The sequence below is a fragment of the Lysinibacillus sp. OL1 genome (assembly GCF_004332175.1).
GTDB classification, from domain to species: domain Bacteria; phylum Bacillota; class Bacilli; order Bacillales_A; family Planococcaceae; genus Lysinibacillus; species Lysinibacillus capsici.
Window position 1 is genome coordinate 17084 of record NZ_SJDS01000012.1, and the last position, 15562, is coordinate 32645.

The 15562-nt window shown below is 38.2% G+C and carries 15 protein-coding genes; 4 read left to right on the forward strand and 11 right to left on the reverse strand.

The features are described 5' to 3' along the window. Positions 1–4: 4 nt before the first annotated feature. The 8 genes from EW028_RS18960 to mutY all read right to left on the reverse strand — a co-directional run bounded on the left by EW028_RS18960 (position 5) and on the right by mutY (position 9248). The gene (locus EW028_RS18960; protein ID WP_131521932.1) at positions 5–1009 is read right to left on the reverse strand and encodes an ABC transporter permease; all 1005 of its coding nucleotides are present in this window, start codon (positions 1007–1009) and stop codon (positions 5–7) included. A 226-nt stretch (positions 1010–1235) separates the two neighbouring features. Then, a complete protein-coding gene (locus EW028_RS18965) occupies positions 1236–2852 on the reverse strand; it encodes an ABC transporter substrate-binding protein (protein WP_131521933.1) in 1617 nt (538 codons plus the stop codon). Between the two features lie 30 nt (positions 2853–2882). Further along, positions 2883–3863 carry an ABC transporter ATP-binding protein gene (locus EW028_RS18970; protein WP_131521934.1) on the reverse strand — a complete coding sequence of 327 codons (981 nt, stop codon included), beginning with the start codon at positions 3861–3863 and terminating at the stop codon, positions 2883–2885. Then, on the reverse strand, positions 3838–4851 hold the full coding sequence (locus tag EW028_RS18975) for an ABC transporter ATP-binding protein (RefSeq protein WP_009371539.1): 1014 nt from the start codon (positions 4849–4851) through the stop codon (positions 3838–3840). Before EW028_RS18975 ends, EW028_RS18970 begins: the two co-directional genes overlap by 26 nt. Before the next feature lie 295 nt (positions 4852–5146). Further along, positions 5147–6892, reverse strand: a complete 1746-nt coding sequence (locus tag EW028_RS18980; RefSeq protein WP_131521935.1) for an ABC transporter ATP-binding protein — start codon at positions 6890–6892, stop codon at positions 5147–5149. Positions 6893–7071: 179 nt separating this feature from the next. Then, entirely contained in the window at positions 7072–7623 is a 552-nt protein-coding gene (gene ntdP, locus EW028_RS18985; protein ID WP_004230486.1) for a nucleoside tri-diphosphate phosphatase, read from the reverse strand. Positions 7624–7941: 318 nt separating this feature from the next. Further along, entirely contained in the window at positions 7942–8121 is a 180-nt protein-coding gene (locus tag EW028_RS18990; protein ID WP_004230485.1) for a gamma-type small acid-soluble spore protein, read from the reverse strand. A gap of 77 nt (positions 8122–8198) precedes the next feature. Beyond that, complete coding sequence (mutY, locus tag EW028_RS18995; RefSeq protein ID WP_048394777.1) at positions 8199–9248, reverse strand: A/G-specific adenine glycosylase; 1050 nt, start codon at positions 9246–9248, stop codon at positions 8199–8201. Positions 9249–9445: 197 nt separating this feature from the next. Between mutY and EW028_RS19000 the strand changes: the two genes are divergently transcribed. Beyond that, positions 9446–10432, forward strand: a complete 987-nt coding sequence (locus tag EW028_RS19000) for a metal-dependent hydrolase (RefSeq protein WP_054549020.1) — start codon at positions 9446–9448, stop codon at positions 10430–10432. A gap of 36 nt (positions 10433–10468) precedes the next feature. On the opposite strand, the gene EW028_RS19005 is transcribed toward EW028_RS19000, so the two are convergent. Genes EW028_RS19005 through recX form a run of 3 tightly spaced genes read right to left on the reverse strand, consistent with a single transcriptional unit; the run spans position 10469 to position 11868 of the window. Then, positions 10469–10738 carry a YfhJ family protein gene (locus EW028_RS19005; protein WP_048394780.1) on the reverse strand — a complete coding sequence of 90 codons (270 nt, stop codon included), beginning with the start codon at positions 10736–10738 and terminating at the stop codon, positions 10469–10471. Then, on the reverse strand, positions 10739–11068 hold the full coding sequence (locus EW028_RS19010) for a YfhH family protein (protein ID WP_036076977.1): 330 nt from the start codon (positions 11066–11068) through the stop codon (positions 10739–10741). After that, the gene (gene recX / locus EW028_RS19015) at positions 11065–11868 is read right to left on the reverse strand and encodes a recombination regulator RecX (RefSeq protein ID WP_036219262.1); all 804 of its coding nucleotides are present in this window, start codon (positions 11866–11868) and stop codon (positions 11065–11067) included. Before recX ends, EW028_RS19010 begins: the two co-directional genes overlap by 4 nt. A gap of 204 nt (positions 11869–12072) precedes the next feature. Here recX and EW028_RS19020 point away from each other — a divergent pair, with 204 nt between their 5' ends. From EW028_RS19020 to rlmD, 3 genes are read left to right on the forward strand one after another with little or no spacing between them, the layout of a single operon-like run. Then, a complete protein-coding gene (locus EW028_RS19020) occupies positions 12073–12990 on the forward strand; it encodes a TIGR01777 family oxidoreductase (protein ID WP_131521936.1) in 918 nt (305 codons plus the stop codon). A gap of 58 nt (positions 12991–13048) precedes the next feature. After that, entirely contained in the window at positions 13049–13873 is an 825-nt protein-coding gene (locus EW028_RS19025) for a polysaccharide deacetylase family protein (protein WP_009371550.1), read from the forward strand. A gap of 37 nt (positions 13874–13910) precedes the next feature. Beyond that, positions 13911–15290: a 23S rRNA (uracil(1939)-C(5))-methyltransferase RlmD gene (gene rlmD / locus EW028_RS19030; RefSeq protein ID WP_131521937.1), complete on the forward strand. Its 1380-nt coding sequence runs from the start codon at positions 13911–13913 to the stop codon at positions 15288–15290. The last annotated feature ends 272 nt before the right edge of the window (positions 15291–15562 follow it).

Here is a 15562-nt window from a genome sequence, read left to right on the forward strand (position 1 = left end):
CCTTCTATTTGTATTTAATCCGTGGGTCGACTACTGTGTACAGTAAATCCACGATTAAGTTAATCATGATGAAAATAAATGCAACGATGAGAATACCTGATTGAATAACAGGATAATCCCTGAAGCCAATCGCATCATAAATATAACGACCAATTCCTGGCCAACTAAAAATCGTCTCTGTTAGAATGGCACCACCTAGCAGTAATCCAGTTTGTAGACCAATTACCGTTAACACAGGAATAACCGCATTCTTTAATGCATGCTTATAAACAACGATAAACATTTTTTGTCCTTTTGCTCTTGCCGTCCTTACATAATCTGAACGCATAACTTCCAGCATAGAAGACCTTGTGATTCTTGCAATGATAGCCATCGGAATCGTTGCAAGTGCTACTCCTGGTAATATTAATCGCTTTATGACTTCGATGAATTGATCAAAGCGGCCTTGAATGAGTGTATCTAGTAAATAAAAATGGGTTATGGCGGTAATTGGATTTCGCACATCTTCTCGACCAGATGTAGGCAGCCAACCAAGCTTACTACTAAATGTCCATTGCTCCATCAATCCAAGCCAGAACACGGGTACAGAAACACCGATTAACGCTATGATCATCGCTGTATAATCAAACCAAGAATTTTGGAACCATGCAGAAATAATGCCAGCATTCACACCAATAACGATCGCAATAATCATCGCAAATAATGCAAGTTCGGCTGTTGCTGCTAAGTATGGGAAAATTTCTTCTGATACAGGTAGTTTCGTACGTAGGGAAACTCCTAAATCTCCCTGAAAAATACCCCCTAAGTAACTAAAATATTGTGTATACCACGGCTTATCTAATCCTAAACTTGCGTTTAACGCCTCGACCGCCTCTTTTGTTGCCTGTTGTCCTAAAATAACCTGTGCTGGATTTCCAGGGATTGCTCGTATCAACATAAAGACGATAAAAGTCATTCCAAGCAAAACTGGGATTAGTTGAAGTAAACGTCTCCCCATATAGTGAAGCATTTTCATCACCTCTCTATGATTTTCATAATCTACTGTGAAGTCTTTATATACTGTTGAAAGGTTGAGCCTTCACTAAACGGTTTTGAATGTTTAGTTGAATTCTTTCATACAGGAAATAATCATTATCTTTACTTGAAAAGAATCTGCGAGATTTCCACGGCTTACCCGCAGAAAAGCAAGCAGATTCTTCACATTTTTTTGTTCAATTAAAAAATGATGAAATTTACTATTGAATATCTACTGCATCTAAACGGTCAGAGCCAGTAGGATGCGCAATGTAATTTGTAACTTTCTTGTTAGCAGCTAAAATTGGAATAGAGTGAGCAAGTGGAACCCATGGAGCATCCTCAGAAATAATTACTTGAGCTTGCTTATAAAGTTCATTACGCTTGTCTTCATCGATCTCAGTTTGAGCAGCTGTTAATATCTTGTGTAATTCTGGATTATCATAGAACGTATAGTTATTAGAACCAATATTATCGGCGTCTAATAACGTGTATAGGAAGTTATCCGCATCCCCATTATCGCCTGTCCAGCCAAGTAGGAATGCATCCGCTTCACCATTTTGAGCTTTTTCTAAATACGTAGCCCATTCAAATGACACAATTTTAGATTTAATACCTACGTCTTCTAAGTTCTTTTGAATCGCTTCAGCCACTTTTTGTCCGTCTGGCATGTATGGACGTGGTACTGGCATTGCCCATAGCTCAATTTCCTTGCCATCATAACCTGCTTCAGCAAGTAATGCTTTCGCTTTTTCAGGATCATACGTATAGCCTGTCACTTCATCGTTATAACCAGAAATTACTGGTGGCATTGGGTTTTTCGCTGGTTCAGCTAGCCCTTCATAAAACGCATCCACTAATGCTTGTTTATCAATTGCATAGTTGACTGCTTGACGTACTTTTACATTATCAAAAGGTGGACGTGTAACAGTTAAACCAAGGTAACCAACGTTCATAGATGGACGTTCGATTAACTGTAAATTTGCATCGCCTTCAATTGTTCCTTTATCAGAAGGACTTAAGCCATCAGCTACATCAATATTGCCTGCTAATAAATCATTTAAACGTGCTGAGTTTTCTGGAATAGAACGATAAATTACTTTATCTAATTTAGGATAGCCATCAATATAGTAATCTGGGTTTTTCTCAATTGTGATTGAATCATTACGTACCCAGCTAACAAACTTGAATGGACCTGTTCCTACAGGATTTGCAGATAAACCTTCTTCATCTGCTTCAAATGCTGTTGGAGAAGCAATTGCAAATGGAGACATTGCTAAATTTTTCAAAAATGGTGCTTGAGGTTGACTTAACTTAAAGACAACTGTGTAGTCTCCCTCTGCAGTTACAGATTCAATTACTTGCTTGTCACCAACGACAAATTGCGAACTAAAGTAAGGATGTTTATCCGCACCTGTTTTCCAACGTTCAATATTCTTAACAACAGCCTCAGCATTGAAATCTGTGCCATCATGGAATTTCACACCTTCTTGTAGCTGGAAAGTATACGTTAAACCATCCTCTGATGCCTCCCATGATTTGGCTAAGCCTGGTTGAATTGTTACATCTCGTTCACCAAAGTTTACAAGTGTTTCATAAATATTAGCTGTCACTGTGAAGGATTCACCGTCTGTAACAACAGCAGGGTCAAGTGCTACAGAATCTCCACCACGACCATAGACTAAAATTTTTGGTTCTCCACTGCTAGCTGTATCGCCACCAGTTGAAGTATCTTTACTACCCGTATCCTTGTTATCTGAGCCGCCACATGCTGCTAAGATTGTCGAGAGAATAAGGAGTAGCATTACACCTAAAGTCCAAAACTTCTTTTTCTTCATCGAATTTCCCCCTATGAGTTTTTATATCATTTAATGTTGTAGTGCCTCGTAAAGATGGCAAGCAACATAATGACCTGGTTTCACTTCTTGCATTTTAGGTACTACCTGTGAGCACTGATCCTTTTTAAATGGACATCTCGTATGGAATGTACAACCGCTTGGCGGGTTTGATGCACTTGGAATATCTCCAGAAATGATGATCTGTTCCCGTTCAAACGTAGGATCTGGAACAGGAACCGAAGATAAAAGTGCTTGTGTATATGGATGAAGCGGTTCAGCATATAAGTCCTCACTCGCTGTCAGCTCAACTAATTTACCTAAATACATAACGCCAACTCGATTACTGATATGACGTACAACCCCTAAATCATGGGAAATAAAAATATAAGTTAGCTTTAAATCCTTTTGCAGCTTTTGCAATAAATTCAAAACCTGTGCCTGAATGGACACATCAAGTGCAGATACTGGCTCGTCCGCAATAATTAAGCGTGGATTGGTCATCAGGGCTCTAGCAATGCCGATACGTTGCCTTTGCCCTCCACTAAATTGATGCGGATAGCGCTTGATATGATACTCATTCAATCCAACAATCTCAAGTAGCTCCAACACTTTCTGTTTTCGCTCTTTGGCATTACCTATCCCATGAACAATAAGGGGCTCCTCTAAAATTTTGCCAATGTTATGGCGAGGATTTAGTGAGGCATAGGGATCCTGAAAAATCATTTGAATATCTCTACGTGCCTTCCTCATTTCATTGTTGGATAATTCTGAAATCATTTTACCTGCGAATTCTATTTTACCTCCAGTTGGCTCTAGTAAACGCATTAATAAGCGACCCGTTGTGGATTTACCACAGCCTGATTCGCCAACAATTCCTAATGTTTCTCCTTCAAATACTTCAAAGGAAACATCATCTACAGCCTTTACATCCCCGGCATGTGAATTAAGGACTCCCTTTCGAATCGGAAAATATTTTTTTAATCCCTCAACCTTTAATAACGCTTTCGACACGTTGCTCCACCTCCTGCTTCTCTAGTAAAAAACATCTCGATTTATGATTCTCTGCTGCTTCAAATAAAGGTGGTGTTTCCTGTAAACAACGTTCCATTGCATATTCACAGCGTGCCGCAAAACGACAGCCTACCTGAATACTTCCTGGTTTCGGTACACTTCCAGGAATGGAGTATAAATTTTCCTTTTTATAACGCATGTCAGGTACTGATTGAATGAGTCCTTGTGTATAGGGATGTTTAGGATTAGTGAAAATTTCATGAATCGGCGCCTCTTCCACTATTTGTCCTGCATACATAACAATCACTCGCTCACAAGTTTCCGCGACAACCCCCAGATCATGTGTAATTAACAACACAGCTGTATTCAATCGTTTATTTAAGTCTTTCATAAGCTGTAAAATTTGGGCTTGTATCGTAACATCCAATGCAGTTGTAGGCTCATCCGCAATCAATACTTGAGGGTCACAGACAAGTGCCATAGCAATCATCACACGTTGACGCATACCGCCAGACAGCTGATGTGGGTAGTCCTTTAGCAATTCCTCAGCACGTGGTAGACCTACCAATTTCATAATTTCAACCGCTCTTGCAAACGCTTCCTTTTTTGACCATTTTGGATTGTGGATTAATATAGCTTCCTTTAACTGATCACCAATCGTGAACAAAGGGTTTAGCGAAGTCATCGGCTCTTGGAAAATCATTGCAATGTCTTTACCACGTATTTTTTGCATTTGTTTGTCCGTACATTTAGCAATATTTTTGCCATCTAGCAAAATTTCTCCACCAGTTATTTTACCTGGTGGTGATGGAATTAATCCCATGATGGACAGCGACGTAACACTTTTACCACTTCCCGATTCTCCTACAATCCCTAAAATTTCTCCTTCATGGACAGAAAAATCGATATCGTCTACAGCAGGAATTTGCCCATTATCTGTGAAAAAGGTTGTTTTCAAACCTTTTATTTCTAGTAGTTTTTTCCTCATGTGTAACGCCCCACCCTACCTATATTTTACTCAAATGTATAATAATATTAATAGAATACTATAACTTTCGTTAAATTCCTTATTTTCAGATAATTCTAACTAAAAATCATTACTCTTTCAATCATTAATATTCTGCAAATTACATAGAATTTCTACAATAATCGCCTTCGATAATAATAAAATCTTATAAAGAGATAATTTTTTACATTTTTCAAAAAAAAATAGCCTTCCATTTTCGAATAAATGAAAGACTTTTTTTGAAAAAATTCTTAAACCATGTATTTTACGGAAAATTTTAATCTAAATGCTGTACTTGGAATAAATTATAATATGTCCCTTGACTGTCCATTAGCTGTTCATGTGTTCCACTTTCAATTAATTGACCATGATCGATGACGAATATCTTGTCAGCATGGGTAATTGTAGAAAGACGGTGCGCAATAATAATAGTTGTTCGTTCATGAGCAAGCTTGTCTAATGATTCTTGAATCAGTGCTTCACTTTCTAGATCTAATGCAGAAGTAGCCTCGTCAAGGATTAAAATTGGTGGATTTTTTAAAAACACACGCGCAATGGCAACTCGTTGTTTTTGTCCGCCAGAGAGCTTTACTCCTCTTTCCCCAACCTTTGTGTCATAACCATTAGGCAGACTCATAATAAAGTCATGGGCATTTGCCGCTTTCGCTGCTTCGATGACCTGTGCATCTGTTGCATCTGGTTTCCCCATTAAGATATTCTCTTTGACAGAGTCACTAAAAAGTATATTGTCTTGCAGGACAATACCAATTTGAGATCGTAAAGAATGTAAAGTAACATCCCGTACATCTTTTCCATCAATGGTCACTTTCCCGCTTGTTGTATCATAAAAGCGAGGAATTAAACTGATAATCGTTGACTTACCACCACCACTCATCCCTACAAAGGCAACAGTCTCCCCAGGATTTATCGTTAAATCGATAGCATCTATAATAGGTGAGCCAGTTTCTTCATATTGGAAGGATACATTGTGAAAGCGAACCTGCCCATTTGCACGTGGGAGTTCACCAGCATAGTCCTTATCCTTCACTTCATAAGGCTCATCTATTAAATCGAACATTCGATCCATTGAAGCGATTGACTGCGTTAAAGTTGTGGACGAGCTAACAAGTCGACGAAGTGGGCCATACAGACGTTCAATATAAGCAATAAAAGCAACCATTGTTCCAACTGAAAGTGACCCATTTATTACTTGATAGCCCGCATAGGCTATAACTAGTAATGGCGCTACATCTGTAATGGTATTCACGACAGCAAATGATTTTGCATTCCACTTTGTTTGATCAAGCGCTTTTTCTAAAAACTCACCGTTTGCTGAATCGAACAATTTTTGTTCATGCTTTTCTAAAGTAAAGCTTTTAATAATGCTCATACCAGCTACACGTTCATGTAGATAGCTTTGTACACCTGCAAGAGCTTGAGATCGTTTCCGTGTTAAATCTCTCAATTTGCCAAAAAAGTACTTCACACTGAAAGCATAAAATGGAAATGCGATTAACGCTACTAGTGTTAACTTAACATCCATGGTTAGCATAATGGCAATCGCAATTACAATTGTCGCCAGATCTAACCAAACATTCATTAAACCCGTCATGACAAAGGTTTTTGTTTGTTCAACATCATTAATTACTCTTGAAATAACATCTCCTGCTCGTGTATTGGCATAGTACCTTAAGCTTAAACGCTGTAAATGTGCATAAATTTCCTTACGAATATCAAATAGCACCTTGTTGCTTACGTGTTGTGCAAAATATTGTCGATAATATTCAATAGGTGGACGGATAATAAAGAATACAATAATAGTGCCACCTAGCCAATAAAATAGTTCTTTTGTTTTTTCTACATCTGTTAAGTCATCTGCTGCAATAATATCGTCTAGCACAATCTTAATGAGCAGTGGAATAAATAGTGGAATAGCAAATTTTACTATACCAATGATAATCGTTAAAATAATTTCCCATGTATAGGGTTTAACAAAGCGCATATATCGCTTAATGCTTCCCAATTTATCATCACATCCTTACAAAAGAAACAGACATTCGAAGATGAATGCCCTATGTATTATAGCAATATTTTGATTAAAATACAGTTATGATGACTTTATAGCGGACTATTTTACCTTTGCCTTAACAACACTCTGTTCCCCTCCAATAAAAAAACACCTATTAGTTAAACTAATAGGTGTCATGATTGATCATCTGACTGCATATCAAGCTGGAACTTGTAACGATTTGTCCAGACATCGATGAAATCGGGTGCAAATGGTCCTCTTTTTTGTTGAATCCAGCTTATTAATTTATCGACATTGCGCTTTAAAATCTTATCTATGACATCAGGATAAGACATTTCCTTACGATGGAGCTCATATTCATCCTCGTCTAAAAGGGTATAAGACATGTCAGGAAAAACTTTAATATCTAAATCATAGTCGATATATTTAATGGCATTATTATCGAAAACAAATGGTGAGCTTAGATTGCAATAATAATACACACCGTCTTCACGTAGCATACAGATGATATTAAACCAGTGTTCCGCATGGAAGTAGCAAATCGAAGGCTCTCTCGTTAGCCATGTACGACCATCGGATTCTGTCACAAGTGTCCGTTCATTCGCACCGATTACGATATTTTTCGTTCCTTTTAAAACCATCGTTTCTTGCCAAACACGGTGGATACGGCCATTGTGCTTATAACTATGTATTTGTATCGTTTCTCCTTCTACCGGTAATGCCATTTTGTTAGCCCACCTTTTCGTCTATGCTACCTAAATCTAGCAGTCTCTAGTATATTATAGCAATGTGTACGCGAAAGGTGTAGTTAGAAAACCACAAATTTCACTACGCTATTTTGAATTTGTATAAAATTTAGTCAATTATAAGCGAATTTTATTATAATGTCAGCGTTGATGGGATTTTTTAGTTAATGCTATAGAGGATTTCCTTTTATGCTGACGATTTACTTACCTAAACAATTTGAAAGGGGCTGTCTTTTTCATCTTTTCGGATTTAAGACAGCCCCTTAGAGGTAAATGCAATTATGCAGTTACAAAGTGTTACTCACCTAAATCTTGGTTAGTTTTTGAGAAACGGCCAGAAGCTGGAGCTTTCTTTTGCTCTGCTTTCGCATTTTGCTTTTGTACTTCATTTACATCCGTTTCATAACCAAACTCTTCACTTTGACGTTGCATGTTTTTATTCGGTTGGAAATTTTGGTTGTTTTGTTTTTTCATCATTCATTCACCTCCACGCTAGTTATTGTGTACGGAGGTGATGACTTTTATGCTCATGTATCAATGATTTTAAGAAGGTTTTATTTTCCTGCCGTTTGCTTTTTTACTTCATCCCAAATTTTTAGCATAGGCACAGGCATCGGTAAAAGTTCTATTTGCTCACGATTTAGCCAATCACCTAGCTCAGTCGATTCGCATTTTATATAATAGCTATTTAAATGCCAAGTTAAATGTGAAAAAACATGTTTAAATGTAAGTAATTCATGTTTGGCTTGGACAATTACTTTATATTCCATTGTAAAGTTTTCTACCGAAGATTGGCTTGTATCAATCATTGGAAATTGCCATAGATTAGCTAGCAGGCCTTGCTCAGGACGTTGTTGCATTAAAAATTGTCCTTTGTCATTTTCATATACGAGAACATCATATGTGAGATGCTTCATTTTTATCTTTTTTGATTTGACAGGTAATTTTTCTGGTTCTCCCTCATTAAAAGCTGTGCAATACTCTCTGACTGGGCATAATAAACATTTTGGAGAGGTAGGTGTACAAATAAGTGCACCCAGCTCCATTAAGCCCTGGTTAAACGATGAAGCATGATCAGGATCAATTAGTTCCTCAACCGCACTTTCGAAAATTTTCTTCGTTTTGGGAATAGCTATATCTTCATGTATATCAAGCACTCTACTTAGAACCCGCATAACATTACCGTCAACTGCATGTTCAGGCTTATTATAGGCAATACTTAAAATAGCACCTGCAGTATAGGGACCAACACCTTTTAATTTAGATATTTCATGGCGATTGTCAGGTACTATACCACCGTAATTTTCTATAACCTCACGAGCACCTGCTTGTAAATTGCGAGCACGAGAATAATAGCCAAGACCTTCCCAATGCTTTAATAAGTATTCTTGGGGTGCTTCTGCAAGCAAATCTAATGTTGGAAAACTTTCCATAAAGCGATTGTAATAAGGAATAACTGTGTCGACACGTGTCTGTTGTAGCATCACTTCAGATACCCAAATTTTATAAGGATCTGTTGTGTGTCTCCACGGTAAATCACGCTTCTCTGTGTTAAACCAGTCAACTAATGATTGTCGAAATTCTGTTACATATGGGTAATTCACAGTGACCTCCGTTGTTTTTACGATTTAATTTATGATGAAAAGGGTATACAATGAAGAAAAGAATATTCGTGGAAGATCGACAATAATCGTCGCTTTCGCACGAGTGTCAGAATATTTCAATATACCTTTTATTATGTTCGAAATAAAGTTGTATGCACATTGTACTCGATTTTAATGCATACTAGGAGTGGATATTTTTGGATTCAGGTACACATTTCGTTATGGGTATTGCCCTTGGCGGTCTTGCATTAGCTGACCCTGTAGTAGCCAATCATTCAATGACTTTTACAGCAGTAATGGCAGGTACAATTATTGGCTCACAAGCTCCAGATGTCGACACTGTGTTAAAACTACGTAATAACGCCATCTATATCAGACATCATCGTGGAATTACACACTCACTACCAGCTGTAGCTATATGGCCTATTTTAATTACAATTGTTTTATCACTGATTTTGCAAGATGTGAATGTGTTACATTTATGGCTTTGGACATTTTTAGCTGTTGCACTTCATGTTTTTGTCGATATTTTTAACGCGTATGGTACACAAGCAATTCGACCTTTCTCTCGAAAATGGGTTGCGTTAGGTGTCATTAATACCTTCGATCCCATCATTTTTACCTTACATTGTGTAGGTATTGTGTTATGGGCATTTGGTACAAATCCAGTATGGACATTCAGTATCATGTACGTGGTTATCGTGATTTACTATATTTTACGATTTGCTGTGCAAAAAGCAGTAAAAAACGCGGTGCATCATACTATTCAAGATGAAGAATATGTCATTGTAGCACCTACTATGCGCTTCTTCCACTGGCGAATCGCAGCAAAGTCAAAAACTCATTATTATGTTGGCCGTGCTTATGGAAGGACTGTTAATATTTACGATAAATTCGAAATTAAGCCTTTGCCTAAAACTGCGCTTGTAGATGCTGCAATGAAAGATCCTAACTTAGCTGCATTTGTGTCTTTCTCTCCTATGTATCGATGGGAGATTTCCGAGCTTGAAAACGGCCTAATAGAAGTAAGGTTAATCGATTTGCGTTACCGTAGTGACAATCGCTATCCTTTCGTTGCCGTAGCACATTTAAATGATGCGAATGACATTATTACGTCTTACACAGGCTGGATTTTTACAGAAGATAAGCTCCAGAAAAAACTACAAATTGGTGCGAGTAATTAAGCAGTAAACCCTGACCAATATTGGTCAGGGTTTTTATTATTGTACCATATCATCACTAGCATCTAGTAAATGTATATACTTCGGATTGCGCCCTGCAAAAGCATGTAGTTTATCACCATAGCTTGCAATTAATTGACGAACAAGATTTTCTGTATACTCTGCCCCACGATAATCATACCCTGCTTTCGCGGCAGTTGATTCAAAGTCACTCCATAACAACTCCACCCAAACCTGTGCCCGTCCAACAGACATCTGAGGATTCTTTGCAAGTAACTCTTGTGTTAGTTTCTCAATTTTTTCATCCATTTATTTGCCCACCTTTACTGGTGAAAGGATAGATACTGGTAGTGCCTCTTGGTACTTGTCTCCACCTAAACGATGACCCCAAGCAAAGCGACCCTTCAAATAATCTACTTGGAAAAACTCATTATCTGAACCATCAATACGATACATTTCTCCTGGAACGATTGTATCAAGATCCACTAAATAAGCCGCAGCCATTAAAGCTTTGCGTTCATAAACAGCAAACTCATTGATGATCCCTAGCTGTTCTGCCTTTCGAGCTTTCTCTTTTAGAAAAGCAATTTCCTCTCGCAATTCATGTTCAGACATAGCTGCATAATTTTTTTCACTCATTCTTCATTCTCCTTCTCTTCTATAAAACGATCTATTACTTCTATAGGAAAACCCTTTTGATAGAGCGCCTGTTTAACCTTCATTTTTAGCTCATAACCAGTATACTTCGATACGTACTTTTTCCAAACTTTTTCGCCTTGAGCATCAAGTAGCTGCTGCCAGTTGTCATCATCCTGCCCTATCTCAACTTGGCTAAGCACCTCTTCTACAATCGAGAAAGCATACCCTTTTCTTAATAAGTAATCCTGAATTTTGGTCTTAATCTGTGTTGGGGTCTTCTTGCTCTCCGCTCGAACAATTTTCTCTGCCAGTTGCTTCGCCAGTTTTACTTGTTCCTCAAAACTATATGTAGCAAGCACCTCATCCTGCAAGTTTTTCTCAATGCCTTTTTTGATCATGTCTTGTCTAATGGCTCTTGGTCCTTTTTTCATAGTAGCTTTCTTTGTATCAAGAAGAGCCTTTGAATAGTTTTCATCATTAATAAAGCCATAGGATTTTAACTTTTGGATTGCCTCTAACACTACAGCTTCTCCAAATTCTAAGTTGAGCAGTTTTTTCTTAACCTCATGCTCACTTCGCATTTGATATGAAAGGAAGTTTAACCCCTTATTAAATGCCTTACGTATCTCATCTTCATAGGCAATCTCTTGAATTTCGAATTCATCGAGCACCTTTCCCTTTGTTAAACCAAATTGAATTAGAATGGCTTCATCAACCGGAAAAGCATACTCTTCATTTAAATAGATATTATAGCGTTCAGGATTGTTTTTTTGACGTGCAATTTTCGTAATCATACGCATAGCAAACACCTCACTATTATCATTATAGCATTTCTTGATGGGGGATCTGACAATTAGCACGGTTAATTTCCCTTTGTTCGCGGGCATTCCCTTCCTTCCATGGGTAAACTTCCTGATCTGCAATTAATGCCTAAGGATGTTTACTTTTTGCTTACATGATAAACTTATTAGTAAGCGTTTTATTCGAGAAAAGAGGTGCTTGTTATGAAAATAGTGATTGCAGGTGGCACTGGCTTTGTTGGAAAAGCTCTTATACAGCTATTGCAGGACAACGGACATGACATTTTTGTCTTAACGCGTCATGAGTCCAAACTAGAAAATGGCGTTCACTATGTTCAATGGCTACATCAGCAGGAGCAAACTTTGGCCATCTTTGAAGGTGTAGATGCCTTTGTGAATTTAGCAGGTGTTTCATTAAATAATGGTCGTTGGACAAAAAAGCAAAAGAAAGCTATCTATTGGAGCAGAATGAATGCCACACTAGAGATTATACGTATAATGGACATGCTCACGATAAAACCAAAAGTCCTTGTCAATGCTAGTGCAGTTGGTATATACCCGACTTCCACACAAGCCATCTATGATGAAGATTTTGCAAATTACGCAACTGATTTTTTAGGCACTACAGTCCACGATTGGGAGCGACATGCGAAACGAGCAGAAGCATTAGGTTTTCGTGTGGCTCTTGCACGCTTTGGTGTCATTTTAGGTAGAAATAGTGGCGCACTTCCACCCATGCTATTGCCCTATCAAATGCATATAGGTGGAACGATTGGCTCTGGGGAGCAATGGCTTTCATGGGTACATATTGAAGATGTAGCACGTGCTATTTATTTTGCTATTACAAATGAAAATATTCATGGACCATTTAATATAACAGCCCCGCATCCTATGAGAATGAAGGAATTTGGTCAAACGATTGCCGAAGTCATGGGCAGACGTCATTGGCTGCCTGTTCCTAGCTTTGCGATGCGTTTAGCTCTCGGTGAACAAAGCATACTTGTTTTAGAAGGACAACAAGTGCTACCAACCCTATTAGAACAACAACATTTTATATTTAAATACCCTTATTTAAAGCAAGCACTTGAAAATTTGTTAAAGGCTCAAAATAGAAAAAATTAAGTTGGATAATTTTTTAAGTAATTACGCATTCTAATGAAAAAGAAAGGATGCGTTTTTTATGTGGAAACAACATATTGTTGGTGCGGTAATTGCTACTTTTATTATTGCCGCAGGAATTAGCTTTAATCCATTTTTTGCTGCTGGTTCTGATGAACACCATTGGGGTTTTAAACGTGCTAAAAACGGTGAGCAGGCAGAGGCAGGAGCACAGCTCGATCAGTTACTCGACAAATATGGTGCGATTTATAAAGGGAAGGCAGATAAAAAAATTGCCTATTTAACATTTGATAATGGCTATGAAAACGGCTTTACTGAAAGTATTTTGGATACATTGAAAAAAGAAAATGTACCTGCTACTTTCTTTTTAACAGGCCATTACTTAGACAGTGCAAGCGATTTAGTAAAACGTATGGTGAAGGATGGTCATACTATTGGGAATCACTCATATGGACACCCTAATATGGCTCGACTTTCGCCAGATGGCATGCGTGCAGAATGGCAAAAGTTCGATGGCAAGTTACGTGAATTGACAGGCATCGATCGTACAACATACGCTCGTCCACCTGAAGGAATTTTTAATGCAAAAGTGCTAGAGGTGGGCAATGCTGAAGGTTATCGTCATATTTTCTGGTCTGTGGCCTTTAAGGATTGGATGAAGGATGAGCGTCGTGGGGCAGATTATGCTTATAATGCACTTATGGAACAACTGCATCCTGGTGCCGTTATTTTAATGCATACCGTAGCACAGGATAATGCCGAAGCATTACCAATGTTTATTGCAGAAGCTAAAAAGCAAGGTTATACGTTCTTATCGCTTGATGATTTAGTATTAGAATACGAAGATTTCCCTGTTGCTTTGCAATCGCCTGCTCCTTCGCTATAATGGGGAGATGACAATATAGAGCAGGGACGTGGAACGTTTGACGCAGCAAACAACAATGACCGTGGGACAAAAATTCCCACTAACAATAAAAAGGCTAGGCATTAATGGTGAAGGTGTAGGCTTTTATAAACGTAATGTGATATTTGTAAAAGGAGCCATTCCTGGTGAAGAGATCACAGCTCAAGTAACAAAAACACAACGTAATTTTGCTGAAGCAGAGATTTTAGCCATTCGTAAAGCTTCAAAACATCGTCAGGAAGCACCGTGCCCAGTGTACAATGAGTGCGGCGGCTGCCAGCTTCAGCATATGACCTATGAAAAACAGCTAATAGAAAAGCGAGACATAGTTATACAAGCATTAGAGCGTTATGCCAAACCTTTACTCGAAACAATTGAAGTGCGAAAAACACTTGGCATGGATGATCCTTGGCATTATCGTAATAAAAGCCAATTCCAAGTACGTAAAGAAGGCAAGCGTGTTTACGCAGGTTTATTTGCTGAAGGAAGTAATAAGCTGTTAAACATTAATGATTGCCTTGTTCAACATCCGATCACTTCCAAAATCACCGTTGCCACTCGAAAAATTTTGCAAAAGCTAAATATCACTATTTACGATGGTCGTACGCTAGATGGTTTAGTGCGTACGATTGTTGTACGTACAGGTATTCGTACCGGGGAGACACAAGTCGTTCTTGTCACAACAAGGAAAGAAATCCCTCATTTAGCTGAATTGATTACACGTATTAAAAAAATTGATCCGAGTATAGTATCCATTGCGCAAAATATTAACCGTGAAAAAACATCATTAATCTTCGGTGATGAAACTGTTGTACTTGATGGCAAAGAAACCATTCATGAAGAGCTTGGTGAATTGGCTTTTGATTTATCCGCTCGCGCCTTCTTCCAACTAAATCCAACGCAAACAGTTCATCTTTATGATGAAATTAAAAAAGCTGCTGCTTTAACGGGAAAAGAAACAGTGGTTGATGCATACTGTGGCGTTGGCACAATTGGATTATGGTTAGCGGATAAAGCGAAGGAAGTTCGTGGAATGGATGTCATTCCTGAAAGCATTCAGGATGCTCGTAAAAATGCTCGAAACCATGGCTTCAAGCATACGAAATATGCAGTCGGTACAGCGGAAAGTGTCCTAGCAAAATGGCGCAAGGAAGGATTTACTCCTGATGTGATTACGGTAGATCCACCACGTACAGGACTAGCACCTGAATTTATTCGAACAGTCCTTAAACTAAAACCTAAACGTTTTGTTTATACCTCCTGTAACCCATCCACTTTGGCAAAGGACTTACAACAGTTAACGAAGCTTTATCATGTTGAGTATATTCAGCCTGTGGATATGTTCGCACAAACGGCGCAGGTGGAATGCGTTGCAAAACTTGTTTTAAAAAACAAATAGTATGAAAAGGACGTTTCTTTTAGAAACGTCCTTTTTCTAATGCACAGCACAAGCTGCCTGGTGGATGATGGATGGTCCAGAAAAGTCGATACCTTAACCAATAACCCAGGATTTAAATGATTATTAAATGTTAAATTTTCAGCTTTTATCCAAAGAACTTTAAAACGTAAGCTTTGTACTTTCACCTTTTACCTTTGAGCTTTCAAATCAGTTTAGTTGAAAGTTACCATTGGAGTAAGGCATGTTTTACGTTTTAACTCGCACACATGCCT